Origin of the sequence: Staphylococcus sp. 11-B-312 (genome assembly GCF_016743055.1) — a bacterium.
GTDB classification, from domain to species: Bacteria; Bacillota; Bacilli; order Staphylococcales; family Staphylococcaceae; genus Staphylococcus; species Staphylococcus ureilyticus.
Window position 1 is genome coordinate 327,665 of record NZ_CP068241.1, and the last position, 23,395, is coordinate 351,059.

Annotated in this window: 20 protein-coding genes; 18 read left to right on the plus strand and 2 right to left on the minus strand. The window is 32.2% G+C overall.

Translation table 11 applies throughout. From position 1 onward, the window contains the following. Positions 1–185: 185 nt before the first annotated feature. The 3 genes from JG554_RS01360 (at position 186) to JG554_RS01370 (ending at position 3,657) form a co-directional block, all read left to right on the plus strand. A complete protein-coding gene (locus JG554_RS01360; protein WP_000195429.1) occupies positions 186–1,358 on the plus strand; it encodes an IS256-like element IS256 family transposase in 1,173 nt (390 codons plus the stop codon). A gap of 145 nt (positions 1,359–1,503) precedes the next feature. Continuing rightward, complete coding sequence (locus tag JG554_RS01365) at positions 1,504–2,130, plus strand: nitroreductase family protein (protein WP_070037150.1); 627 nt, start codon at positions 1,504–1,506, stop codon at positions 2,128–2,130. A 384-nt stretch (positions 2,131–2,514) separates the two neighbouring features. After that, positions 2,515–3,657: a CapA family protein gene (locus tag JG554_RS01370; RefSeq protein ID WP_070037153.1), complete on the plus strand. Its 1,143-nt coding sequence runs from the start codon at positions 2,515–2,517 to the stop codon at positions 3,655–3,657. A 105-nt stretch (positions 3,658–3,762) separates the two neighbouring features. Here JG554_RS01370 and JG554_RS01375 read toward each other — a convergent pair whose 3' ends face one another. Continuing rightward, a complete protein-coding gene (locus JG554_RS01375; protein ID WP_070037155.1) occupies positions 3,763–4,701 on the minus strand; it encodes a nucleoside hydrolase in 939 nt (312 codons plus the stop codon). A gap of 211 nt (positions 4,702–4,912) precedes the next feature. Here JG554_RS01375 and JG554_RS01380 point away from each other — a divergent pair, with 211 nt between their 5' ends. The 6 genes from JG554_RS01380 (at position 4,913) to JG554_RS01405 (ending at position 12,492) form a co-directional block, all read left to right on the plus strand. Then, entirely contained in the window at positions 4,913–6,325 is a 1,413-nt protein-coding gene (locus JG554_RS01380; RefSeq protein ID WP_070037158.1) for an MFS transporter, read from the plus strand. 345 nt (positions 6,326–6,670) lie between these two features. After that, positions 6,671–8,167, plus strand: a complete 1,497-nt coding sequence (locus JG554_RS01385; RefSeq protein WP_070037160.1) for a DUF6583 family protein — start codon at positions 6,671–6,673, stop codon at positions 8,165–8,167. A gap of 19 nt (positions 8,168–8,186) precedes the next feature. Beyond that, the gene (locus JG554_RS01390; RefSeq protein WP_064209172.1) at positions 8,187–9,353 is read left to right on the plus strand and encodes an ABC transporter permease; all 1,167 of its coding nucleotides are present in this window, start codon (positions 8,187–8,189) and stop codon (positions 9,351–9,353) included. Beyond that, entirely contained in the window at positions 9,350–10,273 is a 924-nt protein-coding gene (locus JG554_RS01395) for an ABC transporter permease (RefSeq protein WP_070037162.1), read from the plus strand. The genes JG554_RS01390 and JG554_RS01395 overlap by 4 nt, the downstream gene beginning before the upstream one ends. 10 nt (positions 10,274–10,283) lie before the next feature. Beyond that, complete coding sequence (locus JG554_RS01400; RefSeq protein ID WP_046206634.1) at positions 10,284–10,949, plus strand: ABC transporter ATP-binding protein; 666 nt, start codon at positions 10,284–10,286, stop codon at positions 10,947–10,949. Positions 10,950–11,154: 205 nt separating this feature from the next. After that, the gene (locus tag JG554_RS01405; RefSeq protein WP_046206635.1) at positions 11,155–12,492 is read left to right on the plus strand and encodes a gluconate:H+ symporter; all 1,338 of its coding nucleotides are present in this window, start codon (positions 11,155–11,157) and stop codon (positions 12,490–12,492) included. Positions 12,493–12,673: 181 nt separating this feature from the next. On the opposite strand, the gene JG554_RS01410 is transcribed toward JG554_RS01405, so the two are convergent. Then, positions 12,674–13,423: a DeoR/GlpR family DNA-binding transcription regulator gene (locus JG554_RS01410; protein WP_046206636.1), complete on the minus strand. Its 750-nt coding sequence runs from the start codon at positions 13,421–13,423 to the stop codon at positions 12,674–12,676. Positions 13,424–13,566: 143 nt separating this feature from the next. Between JG554_RS01410 and JG554_RS01415 the strand changes: the two genes are divergently transcribed. The 9 genes from JG554_RS01415 to argB all read left to right on the plus strand — a co-directional run bounded on the left by JG554_RS01415 (position 13,567) and on the right by argB (position 23,381). Beyond that, the gene (locus JG554_RS01415) at positions 13,567–14,322 is read left to right on the plus strand and encodes an ABC transporter ATP-binding protein (RefSeq protein WP_107360195.1); all 756 of its coding nucleotides are present in this window, start codon (positions 13,567–13,569) and stop codon (positions 14,320–14,322) included. Beyond that, positions 14,312–15,931 (plus strand): ABC transporter permease subunit, encoded by a 1,620-nt coding sequence (locus JG554_RS01420; RefSeq protein ID WP_107360194.1) that lies wholly within the window; start codon positions 14,312–14,314, stop codon positions 15,929–15,931. Before JG554_RS01415 ends, JG554_RS01420 begins: the two co-directional genes overlap by 11 nt. A 4-nt stretch (positions 15,932–15,935) precedes the next feature. Further along, the gene (locus JG554_RS01425) at positions 15,936–16,952 is read left to right on the plus strand and encodes an extracellular solute-binding protein (protein ID WP_238394782.1); all 1,017 of its coding nucleotides are present in this window, start codon (positions 15,936–15,938) and stop codon (positions 16,950–16,952) included. Positions 16,953–16,956: 4 nt separating this feature from the next. After that, on the plus strand, positions 16,957–18,054 hold the full coding sequence (gene phnW, locus JG554_RS01430) for a 2-aminoethylphosphonate--pyruvate transaminase (RefSeq protein WP_070037173.1): 1,098 nt from the start codon (positions 16,957–16,959) through the stop codon (positions 18,052–18,054). After that, complete coding sequence (gene phnX, locus JG554_RS01435; protein ID WP_046206640.1) at positions 18,055–18,837, plus strand: phosphonoacetaldehyde hydrolase; 783 nt, start codon at positions 18,055–18,057, stop codon at positions 18,835–18,837. Positions 18,838–19,081: 244 nt separating this feature from the next. Next, positions 19,082–20,281 carry an ornithine--oxo-acid transaminase gene (gene rocD / locus JG554_RS01440; RefSeq protein WP_070037177.1) on the plus strand — a complete coding sequence of 400 codons (1,200 nt, stop codon included), beginning with the start codon at positions 19,082–19,084 and terminating at the stop codon, positions 20,279–20,281. A gap of 32 nt (positions 20,282–20,313) precedes the next feature. Then, the gene (gene argC, locus JG554_RS01445) at positions 20,314–21,345 is read left to right on the plus strand and encodes an N-acetyl-gamma-glutamyl-phosphate reductase (RefSeq protein WP_046206642.1); all 1,032 of its coding nucleotides are present in this window, start codon (positions 20,314–20,316) and stop codon (positions 21,343–21,345) included. Between the two features lie 23 nt (positions 21,346–21,368). After that, entirely contained in the window at positions 21,369–22,607 is a 1,239-nt protein-coding gene (gene argJ, locus JG554_RS01450; RefSeq protein ID WP_070037180.1) for a bifunctional glutamate N-acetyltransferase/amino-acid acetyltransferase ArgJ, read from the plus strand. 12 nt (positions 22,608–22,619) lie between these two features. After that, complete coding sequence (gene argB, locus JG554_RS01455; RefSeq protein WP_064209178.1) at positions 22,620–23,381, plus strand: acetylglutamate kinase; 762 nt, start codon at positions 22,620–22,622, stop codon at positions 23,379–23,381. Positions 23,382–23,395: the final 14 nt, after the last annotated feature.

Here is a 23,395-nt window from a genome sequence, read left to right on the forward strand (position 1 = left end):
CTTAAATCTTAATTATTTTGATAAATTAATAACTTCATTATAGGGAATTCTAGAGGCAAAATAAAATATTTCCAAACTAGAAATGATAAAGTCCGTATAATTGTGTAAAAGTAAAAAGGCCATATAACAGTCCTTTTACGGTACAATGTTTTTAACGACAAAAACATACCCAGGAGGACTTTTACATGACCCAAGTACATTTTACACTGAAAAGCGAAGAGATTCAAAGCATTATTGAATATTCTGTAAAGGATGACGTTTCTAAAAATATTTTAACAACGGTATTTAATCAACTAATGGAAAATCAACGAACAGAATATATTCAAGCAAAAGAATATGAACGAACAGAAAACCGACAAAGTCAACGAAATGGCTATTATGAGCGCAGCTTTACGACACGTGTAGGCACGCTAGAATTAAAAGTACCCAGAACACGTGATGGCCATTTTTCACCCACAGTGTTTGAACGTTATCAACGAAACGAAAAAGCCCTCATGGCTTCAATGTTGGAAATGTATGTATCAGGCGTTTCAACTCGTAAAGTATCAAAAATTGTGGAAGAACTTTGTGGTAAATCCGTCTCTAAGTCCTTCGTTTCTAGCTTAACAGAACAGCTAGAACCTATGGTTAACGAGTGGCAGAATCGTTTATTATCAGAAAAAAATTATCCTTACTTAATGACCGATGTACTCTATATAAAAGTACGAGAAGAAAATCGAGTACTCTCAAAAAGCTGTCATATAGCGATTGGAATAACCAAAGATGGCGACCGTGAAATTATCGGCTTCATGATTCAAAGTGGCGAAAGCGAAGAGACCTGGACAACATTTTTTGAATACCTAAAAGAACGCGGTTTACAAGGTACGGAACTCGTTATTTCTGATGCGCACAAAGGATTAGTCTCTGCCATTAGAAAATCCTTCACCAACGTAAGTTGGCAAAGATGCCAAGTTCACTTCCTAAGAAATATCTTTACCACCATTCCTAAAAAAAATTCAAAATCTTTCAGAGAAGCTGTTAAAGGAATTTTTAAGTTCACAGATATTAACTTAGCGCGTGAGGCTAAAAATCGATTGATTCATGATTATATCGATCAACCAAAATATTCAAAAGCTTGCGCATCATTGGATGATGGATTCGAAGACGCCTTTCAATATACCGTACAAGGAAATTCCCACAATCGACTAAAGAGTACCAATCTAATTGAACGACTGAATCAAGAAGTACGCAGAAGAGAAAAGATTATTCGCATCTTCCCCAATCAAACATCAGCCAATCGCTTAATTGGAGCCGTTCTTATGGACCTACATGATGAATGGATTTATTCTTCAAGAAAATACATCAATTTTGATAAGTAGAAATGGTAAAAACATTGTATAGCATTTTACACAGGAGTCTGGACTTGACTCTAGAAATCATTAAATATTTAAACAGATGATTTGTAAAATATAACAAATTGCGTATAATTTGATTTTGTAAAAAAAGATTAAGGAGAATTTTGGAATGAAGAATAATGATTTTGAAGATGTTGTGTTAAATAGGAAATCTGTAAAAGTGTTTGATGAACAAGTTAAAATTCCTAGAACTGAAATGGATGAGATGATACAAAAAGCAACAAAAGCGCCATCGTCTGTGAATATGCAACCGTGGAGATTTTTAGTGGTTGAAAGTGAAGCAGGAAAAGAAAAATTGAAGCCACTTGTTCGTTTTAATACCCGTCAAAATGATACATCCGCAGCTATGGTTATTATATTTGGCGATATGCAAAATTATGAATATGGAGAAGACATCTATCATAATGCAGTTTTAAATGGTTATATGCCTGAAGAAGTAAAGGTTGAAATGTTAGGCAAAATATTGCCTTTATATAAAAGTTTAAATCGGGCAGAAATGAATGATATTATTAAAATTGATAGTAGCTTAGCAGCAATGCAATTTATGCTCGTTGCTAGGTCTTATGGTTATGATACAAATCCTATTGGTGGTTTTGAAAAAGATCAAATTGCTGAAGCATTTGATTTAGATTCAGAACGCTTTGAACCAGTAATGATTGTTGCTATAGGAAAAGCTAAAAATCCGGGTCATGACTCTTATAGATTGTCAGCGGAGACTGTTACAAAATATGTTTAAAATTTATAATTTTAAGGAAGCTAAGTTAAATAGTATTAACGACTTGAATATTAAATGGCTGAAGAATGTTAATAATTTACCGTTAGCTAGCTATGAATGTCATTTCTAAGATGACTAAAATGATAAATTAGCAAAAAGCAATAAATGCTTGAGCATAAAAAGTTGATACTCAAAAATAAGCAGGTGAATCTAAATAAGGTTTGCGTGCTTATTTTTATAGTATTTATTACATAACCAAAAAGTACATTTCTATAAATATGTGTAATAAAAGCTTAACTTTTTGAACTTTATTATGTTATAAATAGTTTATAAATGTAGGAAACGGTAGGATTCGTAATTAAAAAAACAAGCTAACAATTTATATTGTATAGTAGAGGTGTTTGTGTGTTGAAATATAAAATTTTACTTCCTTTATTGTTTTTGTGTTTTATCATAGTTGGTGCATGTTGCTTATTAAATATTAAGCATTTGAGTCAGAACGTTTCATTTTATGCGGTGGGGGATAATTTAATTCATCCAGCAGTTTATCATGATGCTTCAGTGAATAACGGAAGTTTTGATTTTAAACCAATGTATAGTCATTTGAAAAAAGATATTGAAGCTTCGGATATAGCTTATATAAATCAAGAATCTCCCATTGGTGGAGATAGCAAAGGATTGTCTGGGTTTAAGCGCTTTAATACGCCAGAAGCTATAGCAAAAGATTTATCTGACTCAGGGTTCAATTTAGTGAACGGTGCTAATAATCATGCATTAGATCAAGGGACGAGTGGACTTATGAATGAAATTGCACTTTGGAAGCAATTTGATGATATTGAATATTTTGGAACATATAATTCACAAAACAATAGAGATACAGTTCAAATTATGAATAAAAACGATATTAATATAGCTTTATTGAGTTATACATATGGCACGAATGGTATTCGATCGGATAAACCATATTACATAAATTACTTTGATGAAAAGCAAATAAAAAGAGACGTGGCTAAGGCAAAAAAACAAAGTGATGTTGTTATCGTTTCAGCACATTGGGGTAATGAAGGTAAACATAAACCAAATAAAACACAACAGAAATATGCGAAAGTGTTTGCTGATGCTGGGGTAGATGTAGTGATTGGAACGCATCCCCATGTCATTCAGCCTGTGAAGTGGATTAAGGGTAAAGATAATCATAAAACATTAGTGGCTTATTCCCTGGGAAATTTTTTGAATGGTCAAAAAACAGGTGATGAAAACAATGTACTGGGAGGTAATTTAGCGTTCGATATTGAAAAAACACCGAAGCAAACTAAAATCAAGCAAGTCAGATGGAAATCACTAGTAACACATTATGAGCTGGAACCGACTTTATATAGCAATAAGGAACAAAATTTTAAAATGTATCCTTTAAATCAATATAATAATGAGTTAGCACGTAAGCATGGTTTAAATCAAAAAAATCAAGGTAATGTTAACGTGGAACGTTTAGAGGAAATCACTAAAGCAAACATTGATTCTGAATTTGTGACTAACGAAAGTTTCTGATTATTATTTATTTATAAAATGAATATGCTTATTTAATAGCATAAAAAGAAGAAGCGTAATCAATTCACATGTTTTGATTGTGCTTCTTCTTTGAGTTATGTGTATTTATTTTACTTGCTTAGCTAAACTTGTAATGTAATTAAAAAAGCTATCATGTTCAACATGATGTACCACAGAAACTAACCGGCCATTTGCTTCATCGATATATGTACATCCTTGACTAGGACCATCAACATGAACAGAAGTTTTTACATCGTGTTGTTTTACTAAGTCTGGTTTACCGACATAAGCAGTTGTTAAAACATCCCATAAGAAATATGTAGAATTTGTTTGGAAATGTGTGAGCGGTGGCACAGCAGCATAACTTACACCTAAAAAATCAACACCAGTATAAGCGCGTTCGTTGGCCCACATTTGTCTAATGTCCCAAGTCATAGGTACTTGATTCGTACTTTCTAAAGCGACCATATCAATCTTTAGTTCTGTATCAAAAATGGTTTTAACAGCTTCAGGGTCCCAAAATGCATTCCATTCAGCTGTGCCGTCATGTTCGGGTTCTTCTACATTCCCTTTTTCTAAAAATGTGCCTCCCATCCATACTAACCGTTCAATATTATTTACGAGTTTTGGTTCAACGGAGATAGCTTTAGCTAAATCCGTAAGCGGCCCAGTAAATAATAATGTAACTTTTTCATCGCTCGCGTTTACTTTTTCGATAATATCTTCATATGCCTCATGTGTTAATATTTTAGAATGTTGCGAAGTAGGCTCATTCAGTATAGGTAATGCATCCATAAAGAAAGCATGCATACGCCAATCTTTTGGGAAAGGATTTTTGCCGCGTGCTTTTGATGCTGCTACATGGACAGGCGTTAATGAAAAACGATTTATTATTTTTTGTGATGCACTCACAGCTGGTTCTATGTAACTGTCAGCACCGATTGCACTGACACCAATCAAATCGACTTCTTCCATTTGAAGTAATAAGAAAAGTGAGATTAAATCATCTACACCACCGTCATGATTAAAATAAACTTTTTTCATAAATATAATCCTCCGAATTCAATGATTTTAAATCATTATACCAAACTCAGTTATTAGTATAAGCAATTTAAACAAAAGTTCATAAATCTTTAGCACGTGATATTAAAAGCCACAGGGTGGGAAAATTCTGAAAATAAAAAATGTAAGTGTTTATATATATGCGTAAAGGTTATGTTATATCTATGGAAGTAAATAAGGGGTGTTTTTATTTGTGAAGTTTAAAAAAGAAAAAGTGAATCATGTAGATTCAAATCAAGCTAAAAAAGGTGTAGTAGCAACGGGGATAGGTAATGCAATCGAATGGTTTGATTTTGGATTGTATGCACAATTAGCAGTGGTAATCAGTGCGAATTTTTTCGGTAATTTGCCACAAGAAATGCAAATAGTGTCAACCTTTGCAGTTTTTGCTTTTGCATTTATTGTAAGACCAATTGGAGGAATATTTTTCAGTCATTTGGGAGATAAATATGGTAGAAAAATAGTTTTATCTACTACCATTTTATTGATGGCTGCCTCTACATTAATGCTCGGTTTGTTACCAACGCAGGAACAAATTGGTATTTGGGCACCCATACTATTATTAGTAGTTCGAATGATTCAATCATTCTCCACTGGTGGGGAGTATGCAGGAGCGATGACTTATATTGCTGAGACATCTCCAGATAAAACACGAGGTAAATTAGGCAGTGGACTAGAAATAGGAACACTTGCAGGAAATATATTAGCTGCAATACTTGCTGGTACAATGTATAGTTTGTTGAATGACCAGCAAATGGCTGAATGGGGTTGGAGAATTCCATTTATTATAGCAGCGCCATTAGGTATTGTTGGTATTATACTTCGTTCGAGTCTTGATGAAAGTCCAGCTTATGAGTCCACATTAGAAGAACAAAAAGAATTAGAATATTCATATTTAGATATTTTTAAATATTATTGGAAAGACGTTGTAGTTTGTTTTACAGGCGTAGCTTTCTTGAATGTAGCCAATTACATGGTATTGTCATATATGCCTTCGTTCTTGAATACGACGATTAATTTAGGTGGGACAATGGGTTCAATATTAAGTACAATCACTATGTTGCTCATGATTCCAGCTGTATTTTTCTTTGGGTGGTATAGTGATAAAATTGGAAATAAACGTACGATTATATTTGGTTTAGCAGGTTTCAGCTTATTCTCAGTGTTAGCATTTTGGTTAATGAGCATACCGATGTTGCCTTTAGTTATCTTAGGTTTATTTATCATTGCATTATTTATGTCAACATTTGAAGGTGTTATGCCTTCAGTGTTACCAAGTATGTTCCACACTAAAGTCAGATTGCGTACGCTATCGCTTGTATATAATATAGGTGCTGCTATTTTTGGTGGTTTAACACCATTTATCCTTTCTACACTTGTAGAGACAACTGGCCAACAAATTGCACCTTCCTATTATTTGATGTTTATAAATGTTGTTGGCTTAATAATCTTTGTAACAATGTTCAAATCAACTTCTAATAAATCTTTAAGAGGATCATATCCAAATGTAGAATCCCAAGAAGATTACGAAGATGTGATTCAAAATCCAAAAGATGCATTGTGGTGGGAAAAAGAAGTTAAACACGAAAAACGTAGCACAACATAGCATGATTGAAATCACAGTTTTTTAACAAAATATTTTAGAATTTTGGTTTTAAGATTGAGCCTCAAAAGGTTGCTAATAAAAGTAATCTTTTGGGGCTCATTTTATATTCGTATTGAATTTCATTGATAATAATTATTTTACAAATTAAGAGGAAATATAAAGGTGACTACATATGTATTGAGTGCACAATTGATTGGATGTAATGATATATTACAAATATTAAAAATGTTTGATAATTAATTTAAATAACAAGTGAAAAATAAAAGAAAAATCAAATAAATAAATTAATATTAAGTCTTTTATGGTATTATTAAAACAATCAAACTTAATGGGAGGTTGAGGGGTATGTCTAAAACAGTAAAAATAATTGTCGCAGTTGTGATTGGTGTGCTTTTAATTGCCGGTATTGGGGGAGCTGCTTATTACTTTTTTATCAAAAACACACCTAAAAACACATATTTATTGAGCGAAAAGGAAACAGCTAATCAATTTCAAGAATATGCTAAAGATCGATTTGAAAATGAATTTAAATTTCAAGATAAGATGAAAGATGAATCATATCTGATCAATTTAAAAGGAGACGCCGATGTGCCTAAAAATTTATTAGAATCATCAGGTGTTCCTAAATCTGTCGCAGATGCTTCTGAAGTGGGATTGACAGTGGGACACGATCCTAAAAAAGAAAAATCAATTTTGGCTTTAAACCCAACGATAGCAGATAATGAAATCGGTAAGTTTCAATGGGCTGCAGACAAAGACAATCAATATTATGCATCACCATTATTTAACGATGTTTATAAAGCTAAAAATGATGAACTTGTAGATGCTTTTGAAAAAATAACTGGAGATACATCAAGTACTACAGGTAAAGAGAATGTAGTGACAAATGATACATTAAACTTAAATTCATTATTATCGGGGTCACAAATTTCACAAAAAGATATAGAAAAAATAAGTAGTAAATATACAGATGTAATCATTGATAAATTAGACAAAGATAATTTTGAAAAAGAAAATGCTACGATTGATGTAGATGGCGATGAACAAGATGTTAAGAAAGTAACATTGAAACTTAGCAAAGGCGAAACAAAAGCGATTGTGAAATCAGTTTTGGAAAAAGCTAAGAAGGATAAAGATATTAAAAAAATAGCCGAAGATCAATTCAAAGCAGAGGATTATGAAGATAAAATTGATGAAGCGATACAAGAAGTGAAAGATAAAGATAAAAATGATTTTCCAAGTATTAAATCTGTAATTTGGGAAGAAGATAATTTAATTTTAAAACGTGAATTAACTGCTAAAGATAAAAATGATTCAGAAGTAAAATTAACAGGAACGAATCAAATTGATGATGATAAACTAGCAGTGAATTATAAAATTGCTGCAGATGATACTGAGTTATCATTAAAAGGTAAATCTACAAAAGACGATGATAAGTATAAAGACAATTATACAATTGGGGCTAATGAGCGTTACAAAAAATCTACGATTAAGTTATCAAACAATGAGACTCAAGATGGTGACAAACGTACAGACAAAGGTAAAGTGAGCGTTGATGCAAATTATCGCAAAACTGAATTTGAATATAATAATCATTTAGAAACCGATGTGAAGAATAATACGCAAAAGCAAGATTTTAAATTGACTACAGATATTCAATATCAACCAGTAACATTTAATATCAAAGGTGAAACAAAACTTAAAGAAGATATTAAATTCGAAAAATCAGGTGCCAAAGATTTAAATGGATTGACCGATGATGATTTGAAAAAATTACAAAAGGAAATTTCTAAAAAAACAGAAGGTATCATTAAAGATTTAGCAAAAGATTTTAAAAAATAACTAAAAGGAGAGTGGTAAAATGAAAACATTACAATTGTTTCGCATTTACCACTCTTTTTTATTAAAAAAATGGTATTTACTACTATATTTATTGATTATAGTTATAGGGTTGTTTACTACTTTAATAGTGATTCAACAATTAAATCAAGATAATGAGAAATTTAGAATTGGTGTTGTGGATAAAGATCGATCTCCAGAGACGCAAATCATATTGAAATCACTAGGTGATGGTGCGAATTTGGGGAAAGATATTAGCATAAAAAAATATGACCAAAAAGTAGCTGAAAAAAAGTTAGAGAATAAAGCATTAGAGGGTTATTACGTGTTTGAAAAAGGTATGACACAGGATTTTTATAAAAATGGAAGTTTGCCTATTTCAGTACATACATATGATCAACAGTCTACCAAAAGTTTAGTCATTAATCAGTTAACAGACTCAGTATATCAAAGGCTTATGTTATCGATGGGTGGAGGTCTGGCCTATACAACGTTGTCCTCACATAATGATAAAGATCATACATTAATGCTGCTAACGGATTTATTGTTTACAGGACTAAATCGTGCTGGCGCATTTGAATATGAACCTATACATATATATGACAGTGCAAGTTATTATGTAATTACAACGTATTTAACATCTATTTATATTTTTGCTTTGTCAATATTTACTATTTTGAAAATGAATCAAACGACTGCATTGTGGTCAAGATTAAGCATGCACCATTTTTCTTTTGAAAAATTAACACTGATAAGGAGTTTATTTACACTTTTTTATACAGGATTATGGACGATTTTTGGTGTGCTTTGGTTGATTAAATCCTTGCCAAATCAGTTTGAAAGCTATAATTGGTTAACGATTGTAATTCAACTGAGCTATTATGTCTTGATGATTATCATTTGGTTAACCATTATTGATTTAATTGCTTTTAAATGGATGAACTATGTACTGAAAAGTATATTGAGTATATTGATTGTTCTATTGTCAGGGATGACGATACCAACCATTTATTTTAAACATTCTATATTAGGGATGGTTGATTACTTACCATTTAGTTTTGTAACAAATCAAATGCTGGAAATTGTATTGAATAATTATATTTTAGATGTACCAATAACTTTTTATAGCAGTTTATTTATATCAATTTTCATCTTAGTCTTGATATTGATTGGGAGGTATCGCTTATGATTCAACCCTATTTCTTCATAATTATAAAAAAACAGTGGAAACAACATTTAGCCTTTATGTGTATCTTATTATTCTCTTTAATTGCTATTTGGGGGATATACAAAACACTAAATAAATCATTTCAAATTCCTGTAGCAATACAAGATTTAGATCAATCTGCAGCGTCTAAAAATTTAATCAAAAACATCACAAGTAACGAATTCATTACTCAAATAAAAGTGCCAACTGAAGAAACGTATTTGGATGAATATATAGAAAGAAAAGAAGCGGTAGTAAGTTTACAAATACCTAAAAATTACAGTCAAAAGTTGCATGATAACCGTTTAAAAGAAACAATTTTATTATATGGAAGAGATGATTTTATTGGTGATATTACCTTAGAAATCATAAGCATGTCATTATATGAACAACAGATACCTAATATCGTTAAAAGTCATTTAGATGATAATGGTGATCGTACATCTTTGAACACAGTAAATAAAATATTGAATGATAAGACACCTCAATCTCAAATTGTACATTATTTTGTAAAGTCACATTCAGATACTTCTATTTCATTGAGTGTTGTTTTTGCGATATTGTTGAGTATGAGCAGTGTGCAAATTATTTTGCACCAAAGATTAAAACAGAATGGGCCTTTGAGAAGAATTTTTTTAGTTCAATATAGTCAGGTGAAATTGTATCTTACTTACATACTGATACATACGATGCTATTGTTAATGATATTAATCATAAGTGCATTATTGTTTCATCAATCGTTAACATGGATATTTTATTTGAAATCACTGTTTATCATTGTATTATTTGAAGCCGGTGTTGCTTTTTTATTATTTAAAATTAATACACTTAGTCATAGGTTATTTATGACGTTTATATATGCGCTTGTCATGAGCGTAATTTATATCCTTATACAAATTTAGGAGGGATGGGATGATAACTTTAAAGCATGTGCAGAAACGATATCATAATAAAACAATTTTTCAATCTCTGAATATGACTTTTGAAAACCAACAATTAACTGTGCTATTAGGTGAAAATGGTGCTGGAAAGTCGACACTATTAAGAATGCTTGCGGGGTTAGAACAACCTAATCAAGGGGAAATTACGTACTTTGGAAAAAAATTGTCTAAAAAACAATTACAAGCAATGATTGGATATGTACCACAAGATATTGCATTATTTGAGCATATGACTGTTGCTGAAAACGTTAATTGTTTTAAAGCATTATGTAAACATCCAATATCTGATGCGTTAATTACAAAATACATGGAACAATTAAACATCAAAGATTTAGATGTTACTGTTTCTCGTCTATCTGGGGGGACGAAGCGTAAAGTGAATGTATTAATAGGTTTACTGAATCATCCACGAGTTCTGATACTAGATGAACCAACGGTAGGCATAGATTTAAAATCAAGGTTTGATATCCATCACTTACTCAATCAAATGAAGCGAAATTGTTTGATCATATTGACGACACATCATTTAGATGAGGTAGAGGCATTGGCTGATTGTATTAAAGTCATAGGCGTCGATCCGTTTTATAAAAAAGTATTATCAGACAAACAATGGCAATTTGAGCGTTATCATAATTAACTTTAAATTTCTAAATCATTTGTTAACTTATATTTAAAAAAGTACTTACAAAGTGAATGTCAATCATTTATTTTGTCTGTGCTTTTTTATTTTTAAGAAATCTTAAAACCACAAAATAACAACGTTGTTATTAAAGGCGAAAAGGTGTATAATGTTAGTTTGTGAATTCGCTTTCATAAAATCGATTTTGACTGGGGGACTTAAATTGTCATTTGTGAGTGAAAATTTACCGATAATATCACTTATTATTGGCGTAGCATTGCTATTATTTTTAAATATTAAATTAAAGATTAACAGTATTTTTTCTTTGATTTTTGCAGCTATTGCTGTTGGCTTACTGAACGGTATGAAGCCAATGGTAATCTTAGATACAATTAAAGATGGATTAGGTTCAACGTTAGGTAGTCTTGCACTAATTATAGGATTTGGTGCAATTTTAGGTAAGTTAATGGTTGATTTTGGAGCAGCTCAACGAATAGCTACCACGCTAATTGATAAATTCGGTGCAAAGCATGTGCATTGGGCATTGATTATTATTGGTGCTGTCTTTGGTATTTCTGTATTTTACGAAGTGGCTTTTATGATTTTAGCTCCTTTAGTGATTAGTATTGCTATAGAAGCTAAAACACCATTTATGAAATTGGCTATTACTATGGTAGCTGCAACAACACTATCTCATAGTTTATTTCCACCTCAGGCAGGTCCGACTGCATTGGTAGACGCCTATCATGCTGATATGGGGATGGTATATATCTTGGGAATCATCGTCTTTATACCTGGTGTAATGATTGCTGGTATCCTTTTACCGAAAGTTATGAAAAATTTGAATTACCCTGTGCCACCGTTGTTGCAGAAAAATAAAACGTTTAGTGAAAGAGAAATGCCTAATTTTGGGATGAGTTTATTAATACCACTCATTCCTGCGATTTTAATTTCACTTTCAACAATATTAAGTATGTTTCTAACGAAAGATACTTTATGGCATGAAATTGTATCATTTTTTGGGAGTGCAGAAATTAGTCTTATAATCGCAATTCTTACATCAATTATTGTCTTTGGATTGAGAAAAGGTAAAAAGATGGATGAGTTGATGAAATCTTTCGAAAGTGGCTTGAAAGGTGTGGCAACGATTATATTTATCGTAGGTGCTGGTGGTGCATTTAAAGAAATTATTTTAAAAGCAAATGTAGGCGATTATATTGCGGGAATTATGCAAAATACAAATATTTCACCTCTAATCATGGCGTGGTTAATTACAGCACTTATACGTATTGCTACAGGACAAGGGGTGGTGTCAGCAATAACTGCAGCTGGAATTGTAGGGCCTTTAATTCCTACATTTAATGTTAATCCAGTATTGATGGTTCTAGCAACTGCTGCTGGTAGTAATACAATTACACATGTGAATGACGCATCATTTTGGTTATTTAAAGAATATTTTAATATAACGATTAAAGATACATTTAAAACCTGGGGTCTTTTGTTATTTACATCTTCTATTGTTGGTTTGGTTATTGTATTAATCATGGATCTGTTTATGTAAAGTAACGATAGTATGAGCGGAATGAAAAATCATTAAAAATCTGATTTTTGTTCCGCTCTATACATATGGATTATTGGCTATTTGATGTAAGAATGCTCCCATTCTTAAAAAGGTGGTATCAATTAAGGTGGGATTGAAGGAACGAAGACGTGAGTACATACTTAAATAAATTGCGAAATCATCAAAGGATTTTGATTTTATTATTATAAAGGCTAGCTGTCTTTGATTCTAAATATTTATCACTTATTAAGAAATCTAAACTAGAGATATCACAAATTTTTACAGTAACTACTTTATCTATTTTTGTACTATCTGCTGTTAAATAAGTATATTTAGAAATGTCTAAAATTTTTCTGCGTGTTTCAACTTCTTCTAAATTAAAGTCAGTAACGCCTTTGTCTAACGAGATACCACTGCAACAAATAAATGCTTTGTCGATGTTTAATTGATCAAAGTTAAATAAAAAATCAAAGCTAGTGATAGAATGTTCAGACTGACGTACCTTCCCACCAATACTTATAATTGTGTGACCTTGATTTAAAGCTTGTAACATAACTGGTATAGAGTTGGTAATAATCGTTAAGTTTTTTACCTCATTTAAGTGTTTGGCGATTTGTAATGTAGTAGATCCGCTATCCAAAAATATGCAATCACCATCAGAAATTTCTGCAATTGCTTTTAAAGCAATTGCATTTTTTTTATCAATATTTAAATCTAAGCGTTGTTCAATAATAGATTCTCCATTTGAAACATGTTTCAGACGAATACCACCATATTCTTTAGTGATTAAATCATCTTTGACTAATTGTTGAACATCTCTGCGTAATGTTTCCATAGAAATTTGTAATGCATCTTTAAGTGATTTTAATTTTAAAAACTCTCTTTTTTCAAGTAAATCAAGGATTTTTCTTCTTCTTTCTGTAGGTAACAATGAACTTTTCCTCCTGTATATTCATAATATGGTAAAAAGTTTGTAATGACATTGTCAAAAGTTAATCATATTTTACGATTAATTAACGATGAATTAATAAATATGTCCTATACTTTTAGTATAACAAATAGGAGGTGTCAGTAGTGCTGAAATTGTTAAATGTTAGTAAGAGCTATGATAATCATAGCGTTCTTAAAGATATTAATTTATCTATTGAAAAGGGAGAAATCGTTAGTTTATTAGGCCCAAGTGGGTGTGGTAAAACGACGCTATTAAATATGATTTTAGGATTAACGGAAGTAACTGAAGGAAAAGTGTTGTATAACGATAGGGAAATACAAAACAAACCCATGAATAAAAGGAATTTTAATATTGTTTTCCAAGATTTTTGCTTATTTCCTCATTTAAATGCCTATGAAAATATCATTTATGGTTTAAAAAATATAAAAAAGAATGTCCACGATAAAAAAGTAACTGATTTAATTGAATTATTGGATTTAAGGCCACATTTGAACAAAAAAGTACATGAATTATCGGGTGGTCAAAAACAGCGTGTCTCTATCGCACGTACGATTGTTATGGAACCAGAAATTTTATTAATGGATGAACCTTTAAGTGCATTAGATAGTGTAATAAAAGAATCTATTAAAGATATGATTCAAAGAATTGCTAAAACACTTTCGCTTACTACAATTATTGTTACACATGATCCTGAAGAAGCATTAACAATAGCAGATAAAGTGGTAGTAATTGAAAATGGTGAAGTTGCTCAATTTGGTACACCTAACGAGATCATTAACCATCCCAAAAGTGCATTTGTTGAAAAATTTATTTTAAAACAATTAAAAGTTAAAAGAGACCATATTTACCGATTATTTGGTGATCGTCATGGTGCATAAGTTATGGTCACAACGTATGATTTTTATTTTAATTTTGCTATTTTTTATTGCTTTTTTAATATTACCAATTGTTTTCTTATTAGGCCGTTCGTTTTTTTTAGATGGTGCATTGACGCTATATCATTATAAAGATATTTTAACGAATCCAGAAATAACAAACGCACTATTTAACAGCTTAAAGGTATCATCGACTGCAGCGATGGTGACGACGATTCTTGCATTTTTTATGTCTTACACGTTACATATGACACGTGCTTCAACATGGACGCATTCATATATAAAAAATATGACTTTATTGCCAATGTTTGTACCTACCATTACATATGGTTTTATTTTGATGTATCTATTTGGGAACGAAGGAATATTATCCAATATATTAAGCGAGTTACCATTTACAATTTATGGTAAAAATGGATTGTTTATTGGTTATATTATTTATACATTGCCCGCCGCTTATCTTATTATTTCTAATGCGTTTAATTATATTGATCATCGATTTTATTATATTTCATCACTAATGAAAGATGGTAAAATGAGAAGATTTTATCACACTTTGTTAAGACCATTATTTATACCAATCGGCAACGCATTTATTTTATCGTTCATTTTAAGTTTTACTGATTTTGGGATACCCGCTTCAATTGGTGCAGATTATAATGTGATTTCTATAACTTTGTATCAAATGATATTAGGTTCTATTCCTAAGTTTGCAGAAGGTGCAGTGATAGCTATGCTCATGCTTATCCCTGCAATCATTGGTTTTATATTTCTGACTATTATTGAAAAATGGAATGTGCAACAACGAGCGATAAGTCATAAAAATTTACCTTTAAGAAAGTGGCATGACCGATTTGTTAATGTATGTGCCATAACCATAGCAACAGTTATTTTGTTGATATTTTTAGTGATGTTTATTGTACCTTTTACGCAAGACTATCCTTATCAACTAGATTTTACATTGACACATATCATCAGTGTCATTAATGATGAAATATTATTAGATGTCTATATACAATCATTGTTTGTAGCTATTGCGACTGCTTTTTTTGGCACCCTCATCAGTTTTGCTTCTGCGTTGATAACAGTTAGAACTAAAGTGAAGGGTAAGCAATCTTTAAACATCATATCGCTAATAACGAACACCGTACCAGGTATGATATTAGGACTTTCTTACTTATTATTATTTCAAAACAGTTCTATTAAGGGGACGTTTTTGATTGTGATTATTAGTATTATCGTGCACTACTTTACGACACCTTATGTGATGGCAAAAGGGGCATTGGAAAAGTTGGACCAATCTTGGGATGTTACGAGTTCGCTTTTGCAAGACCAATGGTATGAGACGATATTTAAAATCATATTACCTAATATGAAAACCACAATTATTGAAATGATGAATTATTATTTTATTAATGCGATGGTAACGATTAGTGGTGTTATATTTTTAGTTTCGACTTCAACGCAACTGGTATCTACCGAAATAAATCAATTACAACACTTTAACCGATTTACTGACATATTTATTTTATCCATTTTAATACTTATCACAAATGTTTGTATACGAAGTATCAGTAGTTGTTGGTTGAAATATAGAGAAAGGAGAGGATGAACGAGTGAAAATTAAGTGGCAAATAAGCGTCCTTATATTCGTTGCAATCGTTCTTTTATATTTTTCTATTGTTGGGTTTGGTTCGTCTACTAAGAAAGTCGTTATTTCAACGAATGCAGATGAGGAAGCGATTGCTGTTATGAAAAAAGCATTAGATGATCATGGTTTTAAAGGAGAATATATTGTTCAGCCCCAATCAACTTCTGAATTAGGCGGGAAAATGATGGCAGAAGGTAAAAATATTGAAGCTGATGTTATTACACAAGCAACCTATTATTTAGAAAGTGCACAAAAAGAAAATAATATGTTTGCTAATATCGAAAATACTAATAAAAGTACCAAAGATGCTTATCCTGATTATATAACGCCGCTATTAGGTAATATGGGGTCATTGTTTGTTAATAAAAAAGCATTAAAAGAACAAGGATTGGAAATGCCAAAATCTATTGAATCTCTAACGAAAAATCAATATAAAGACCAAGTGGCAATGCCCAATGTTATTGATTCTTCTACAGGATGGTTAGTGATTCAAAGCATACTTAATGAGTATGGAGAGAAGGAAGGTCAAAAAATATTAACTCAATTATTAAAAAATATTGGTCCTCATTTAGAAAGTTCCGGGTCTGGACCGCTTAAAAAAGTTGAGTCTGGTGAAGCAGCTATTGGTATCGGTTTACGTTCACAAGCCATTGATGCAGAAATGAAAGGGAAGCCAATTCATTATATTGATCCAATAGAAGGCAACTTTTCATTAGTAGAAGCTGCCGCTGTTGTCAAAAAGGGTGGAGCAAAACAACAGAAAGCTGAAAAAATGGTGCAAGTGATTCAAAAATATGGGCGCAAAGATTTATTACAACAGTATCCAGTGCCACTTTATAAGGGAGAAAAAGTGGACAAACAACAACGACCGACTTATCCCAAAAAATGGAAAGGTAGGCTAACTGTAGATTTATTAGAATCGCATCAAAAAATATTCCAAGAAGCAAAAAAACAAGCGCAACAGAGTAAAAATAAGGAGTGATTAAATGGAACAACTAAAATTATTAACACCAGGACCACTGACTACTACACATACAGTAAAAGAAACAATGATACTAGACCGATGTACATGGGATGATGATTATAAAAAACTTACTCAAAGTATCCGACAACGTTTGCTTGAAATTGCTAAAGTGAATGCTGAAAATTATACAACTATTTTGCAACAAGGAAGTGGGAGTTTTGTTGTAGAAAGTGTCATCCAAACGGCTATATCATCAACAGATCATGTGCTGATTATTAGTAATGGTGCTTATGGCAAACGGATGATTGATATGGCTTATGTCGCAGGTAAAAAAATAACAGAATTAAACATTTCGTTTGACGTCATACCATCGTTAGCGAAAATACAGCAAGTGTTAGAAGAAAATCCGACAATAACTCATATTGCTTTTGTGCATTGCGAAACGACTACCGGTATTTTAAATCCTATAGAATCCATTTGCACATTGGCAAAAAAATTTAACAAAAAGATTATTGTAGATGCCATGAGTAGCTTCGGTGGTGTACCGATTGAGGTTGAAAAGTTGCAAATAGACTTTTTAGTTAGTAGTGCCAACAAATGTATACAAGGTGTACCTGGTTTTGGATTTGTCATTGCCAAAAAAGAAAGTTTGGAAAAAACAAAGGGGAATGCAAGAAGTGTGTCACTTGATTTGTATGATCAATGGATTGTAATGAAAGATAGTGGAAAATGGCGTTTTACATCTCCAACTCATGTAGTTGCCGCTTTTCATCAAGCGATTTTAGAGCTAGAAAATGAAGGTGGCGTTGAAGCACGCTATGAGAGGTATTTAACGAATAATCAATATATTATTCAATCTATGCAACAGTTAGGCTTTAAGCCTTATATCGATGACGAATACCAGTCACCGATTATTACTACTTTTTTATATCCAGATACGAATTTTGAATTTGATGATTTTTATCAATATATGAAAAAAAATAACTTTGTTTTATATCCTGGGAAATTGATGGATGTACCATCATTTAGGGTTGGAAATATAGGTGATTTATATCGACAAGATTTTGAGGTAATGATTCAACATATTAAAAATTTTAATGCGCAAAGGAGTATCAAATAAATGACTAAAATAAAAGGTATAATTATGGATTGGGCAGGTACTACGATAGATTTTGGCTGTTTTGCACCAGTTAATGTCTTTGTGGATATATTCAAAGATGAAGGTATTAAAGTTACAATTGAAGAAGCTAGAGAACCTATGGGGATGTTAAAACGTGATCACATCAAAGCAATGGCTGAAATGCCACGAATCAAAAAGGAGTGGCAAAATCAATTTGGAAAAGTACCAACAGAAGAAGATATTGATCGTTTATATGCTCAATTTGAAAAAATGCTAATGAAGAATCTGAAATCATTTACAGATCCATTGCCCAATGTTGTCACTACGATTCAAAATTTACAAGATGATGGATACCTTATTGGTTCTACTACAGGTTACACTAAAGCAATGATGGAAATTGTTATACCTGAAGCGGCACAAAAGGACTATAAACCCAATAGCATCGTTACTGCAGAACAAGTGAGTGGTTACGGAAGACCTTATCCATACATGATTTTTGAGAATATGAAACACCTCAAACTAACCTCTGTTAAAGAGGTAGTGAAAGTCGGCGATACAATAGCTGATATTCGAGAAGCCAATAACGCTGGTGTGATAGCTGTGGGGATTGTTAAAGGAAGTTCTATAGTTGGATTGAATGAACAACAATGGGATGCATTAACAAATAATGAACGAGAGGTTTATATTGAAAAAGCGACAAACATATTTAAGCAAAATAACGCTGATTATATCCTTGAAGATATAACACAATTACCACAATTGTTAAAACGACTGAATGTATAATTTGAATGGTAGGTACGGATATTATCTTAAATATTAAATGATGATATGCAAATTGTATACAATGATTTATGTGCATCTATTGAAATTTTTATAATTTTGATAGATGCTTTTTGCTTATTTTAAAGCCTTTTTAAATATTTTTATAAAAAATATTTAAATAAACCTTTGACTTATTATATTTAAAAGTGTAATATTCATGAATATTAATACAAATAATAGAATAATAATAAGGTTGGTGTATTTAATGAATACGTTATTCGAATTAACAGATCAATATAGTTCAAATAATTACAGTCCCTTGAAATTAGCATTAACAAAAGGTAAAGGTGCTCATGTATGGGATGTTGAAGGTAAGCGTTATATTGATTGTATAGCAGGCTTTTCAGTGGTCAATCAAGGACATTGTCACCCGAAAATTATTGAAGCATTTCAAGCGCAAAGCGAGCAAATAACTATGGTATCGCGTGCCTTATATAGTGATAACTTGGGACAATGGGAAGAAAAAATTTGTAAATTAGCAAATAAAGACAAAGTGCTACCCATGAATACTGGTACTGAAGCTGTGGAAACAGCAATTAAAATTGCACGTAAATGGGGCGCTGATGTCAAAGGTATTAAAGAAAATGAAAGTGAAATCATTGCTATGAATGGTAACTTTCACGGTCGTACGTTAGGGTCTTTATCTTTATCTGCACAAGATAGTTACAAAAAAGGATTTGGTCCATTGTTAGAAAATATTAATTATATAGAATTTGGAGATATTGAACATTTAAAACGGTTGATTAATGACAATACATCGGCCATCATTTTAGAGCCAATACAAGGTGAAGGTGGCGTGAATATCCCCCCAGACTATTTTATTCAAGAAGTACGTCATTTATGTAATCAACATAATATTTTATTCATTGCTGATGAAATCCAGGTTGGACTAGGTAGGACAGGCAAGATGTTTGCCATGGAATGGGAGGGCGTAGAGCCTGATATTTATTTACTAGGCAAATCATTGGGGGGTGGACTTTACCCTATTTCAGCTATATTAGCAAATGAAACAATCATGAATGTTTTAACACCAGGCACGCATGGTTCTACATTTGGTGGTAATCCACTTGCTTGTGCAGTATCGATAGCAGCCATAGATGTTTTATTAGATGAAAATTTAATTGAACATTCAGCTGAGTTAGGCCAAACACTGTTGAATCAATTACAACTTATCGATAGTCCAATTATTGATGATGTCAGAGGGAGAGGGTTATTTATTGGTATTGAATTAACAGAACAAGCACAGCCATATTGTTTAGAAATGATAGAAAAAGGCGTGTTGTGTAAGGAAACACAGGGCAATGTTATTAGAATTGCACCACCGTTAGTCATTAATGAAAATGAGATTAATCAAATTGCTGATGTGATTAAAGAAGTACTTGAAAAAAATAAAAAAGCACATTAAAAATTCCGAATATTCAGAAAGGAATGAGGAAGATGATTACAGTTGGAATAGTAGGTGGAAGTGGTTATGGTGCTGTAGAACTTATACGTTTATTACAACATCATCCTAACGTCATAATTAAATATGTATTTTCGCATTCTAAGATTGATGAACCAATCAGTAAAACATTTCCACATTTAAACCATATCGCACTTAATTATACTGAATTAAATGAACAAGCGACGTCTTGTGATGTTATATTTTTTGCAACACCTTCAAATGTCAGCAAACATTTAGTGCCAAATTTAATTAATAATGGTGTTAAAGTGATTGATTTATCAGGAGATTTTAGACTGACAGATAGAAACCTATATCAAACATATTATGGTGAAGCAGCAGCAGAACAAGATTTTTTAGATTCGGCCCTTTATAGTATTGCGGAGTGGAGTGAAATAGATTCACAACGCACAAAGTTGATAGCGAATCCTGGTTGTTTTCCCACTTCTATTTTATTGGCGTTACATCCTCTGATTTCTCAAAATGCAATCGATGTTCATTCAATTATTATTGATTCAAAAACAGGTGTTTCAGGAGCAGGACGTGCATTAGCACAACACCTCCATTACGCTGAAATGAATGAAAATTTTAGTGCCTATGCAATTGGAAACCATAAACATAAACCAGAGATAGAACAATATGTATCTAATATTGCTGGGACAAAGTGCGATGTGATGTTCACACCACATTTAATACCGATGACAAGAGGTATTTTATCTACAATTTATGTGAAGTTAAACGAGTATATGACAGCAGAGCATTTACATGATATTTATAAAAATAATTATGAACAGAAACCATTTATAAGAATTAGAGACTTGGGAGAATACCCCAAAACAAAAGAAGTGTATGGTAGTAATTTTTGCGATATAGGTCTGTATGTAGATGAAAAAAATCAAAGGGCTATTATCGTATCAGTTATAGATAACTTAGTTAAAGGTGCGAGTGGTCAAGCAATCCAAAATTTAAATTTACTTTATGACTTAGACGAGACAACTGGTCTGAATCAGCTACCAATTTATCCTTAATGAAATGCGAAAGGAGAGATGAGATGAAATATATTGAAACGATAGATACATTCAATCAAATCACTGTAGATATCAATGGTGACGTTGGATCGCCATTGGGGTATATGGCTGGTGGATTTCATGCTGGCCTAAGAAGAAAGAAAAAAGACTTTGGATGGATTTACTCTACGACAAAAGCGACTGCAGCAGGTGTATATACGCTTAATCGTTTTAAAGCAGCACCACTTAAAGTAACTGAAGATAGTATCAACATCGATCAAACATTGCAGGCAATTGTAGTTAATTCAGCGAATGCGAATTCATGTACTGGAGATAGAGGTATACAAGATGCGAAAGATACACAAAGTTGGGTGGCTGAACGATTAAACATAGAACCACATCATGTTGGTATTGCTTCAACAGGTGTCATTGGCTCATTTTTGCCTATGGATAAAATGAAACGTGGCGTCGATCATGTTTTACACGATGCGTTTAACCAGAGTGACTATTTTAATCAATCGATTTTAACGACAGATACGACAACGAAACATGTGTCTGTAAAAGTAAATATAGACAACCAAATAGTGACAATAGGTGGTACAGCAAAAGGCTCTGGGATGATACATCCCAATATGGCAACCATGCTTGGTTTTATAACGACAGATGCAAAAGTTGGTAGTGAGCCATTGAATGATTGTTTAAAACAAATTACAGATCACTCATTTAATATGATAACCGTAGATGGTGACTCTAGCACGAATGACATGGTTCTATGTATGGCAAATGGTCAAGTTAATCATCATTGGCTAGATGAAAATCATCCTGAATGGCAAAAATTTGTTTACGCCATCAATTATGTTGCACGTTATTTGGCTCAGTCGATTGCAAAAGACGGCGAAGGTGCGACTAAATTGGTGACAGCTAGAGTTAAAGGGGCAATAGATATCCATGAGGCAAGAAAAATGGCGAAAAGTATTGTTTCATCCAATTTAGTTAAAACAGCAATTCATGGTGAAGATGCAAATTTTGGAAGAATTGTAACAGCGATGGGTTACGCATCAAAACATATAAATCCTCATGCGACAAACGTATCATTATGCCAAGTTGATGTGGTTAAAGCAGGCATGTCAGTGGCATTTGATGAAGCTTATTTAAAAAAACAATTGGAAGCAGACAATATCATTATAGAAGCTACTGTAGGTGATGGAGATGGGGAAGCTACCGCTTATGGCTGCGACTTATCATATGAATACGTGCGCATAAATGCGTCGTATAGAACCTAAGAGGTGTTTGATATGGATTACATTGTAATTAAAATAGGCGGGAGCACTTTGACGAATATGCATGATTCGATAATTGAAGATATTGTTGCATTAAAAAAGCAAGGTTATAAACCATTAATCGTCCACGGAGGTGGGCCTTTTATAAATCAATCTTTGGAATTACAAGAAGTAGCAACAGAATTTAAAGATGGTTTGAGAGTTACTACCCATGAAGTACTTTCTGTTACGACTCAAACATTAATTGGACAAGTGAATCCTAGTTTAGTCAATAAAATCAATCAATTTGGTATTCAAAGTATTGGCATGAATGGCATAGATGCGCAATTATTTGATATTAAACCATTAGATTTAAAATATGGTTTTGTTGGCGAACCTATTCATATAGATACAAGCGTTATCGCGACTTTAACACAATCTTTTCTACCAGTCATCGCATCTATAGGTGTAAATCAAATGACGCACCAGGTATATAATATTAATGCCGATACGCTAGCGTATAAAATTGCGCAAGCTTTACATGCACCAATTTATTTATTAAGCGACATTCCGGGTGTTTTAATCAATGAAAAAGTACAACCGTCATTAAATGCGAAAAATATAGCCACCTATATTGAACAAAAATTAATATATGGTGGTATGATACCTAAAGTCCAAGATGCTGTTAAAGCAATAGAAAAGGGATGTCAAAAAGTAGTTATTGCAGCAGGAAATGAAGCGCACATTATTCAAAAATTGCAACATGGCCATAATGTAGGTACTACAATTTGCAAGTAACAATGTACAAAAGC

Excerpts from the sequence above, each read along its gene's own strand:
- JG554_RS01360 (WP_000195429.1), top strand. The coding sequence starts at position 186 with ATGACCCAAGTACATTTTACACTGAAAAGCGAAGAGATTCAAAGCATT.
- JG554_RS01365 (WP_070037150.1), top strand. The coding sequence starts at position 1,504 with ATGAAGAATAATGATTTTGAAGATGTTGTGTTAAATAGGAAATCTGTA.
- JG554_RS01375 (WP_070037155.1), bottom strand. The coding sequence starts at position 4,701 with ATGAAAAAAGTTTATTTTAATCATGACGGTGGTGTAGATGATTTAATC.
- JG554_RS01385 (WP_070037160.1), top strand. The coding sequence starts at position 6,671 with ATGTCTAAAACAGTAAAAATAATTGTCGCAGTTGTGATTGGTGTGCTT.
- JG554_RS01390 (WP_064209172.1), top strand. The coding sequence starts at position 8,187 with ATGAAAACATTACAATTGTTTCGCATTTACCACTCTTTTTTATTAAAA.
- JG554_RS01395 (WP_070037162.1), top strand. The coding sequence starts at position 9,350 with ATGATTCAACCCTATTTCTTCATAATTATAAAAAAACAGTGGAAACAA.
- JG554_RS01400 (WP_046206634.1), top strand. The coding sequence starts at position 10,284 with ATGATAACTTTAAAGCATGTGCAGAAACGATATCATAATAAAACAATT.
- JG554_RS01420 (WP_107360194.1), top strand. The coding sequence starts at position 14,312 with ATGGTGCATAAGTTATGGTCACAACGTATGATTTTTATTTTAATTTTG.
- phnW (WP_070037173.1), top strand. The coding sequence starts at position 16,957 with ATGGAACAACTAAAATTATTAACACCAGGACCACTGACTACTACACAT.
- phnX (WP_046206640.1), top strand. The coding sequence starts at position 18,055 with ATGACTAAAATAAAAGGTATAATTATGGATTGGGCAGGTACTACGATA.
- rocD (WP_070037177.1), top strand. The coding sequence starts at position 19,082 with ATGAATACGTTATTCGAATTAACAGATCAATATAGTTCAAATAATTAC.
- argC (WP_046206642.1), top strand. The coding sequence starts at position 20,314 with ATGATTACAGTTGGAATAGTAGGTGGAAGTGGTTATGGTGCTGTAGAA.
- argJ (WP_070037180.1), top strand. The coding sequence starts at position 21,369 with ATGAAATATATTGAAACGATAGATACATTCAATCAAATCACTGTAGAT.
- argB (WP_064209178.1), top strand. The coding sequence starts at position 22,620 with ATGGATTACATTGTAATTAAAATAGGCGGGAGCACTTTGACGAATATG.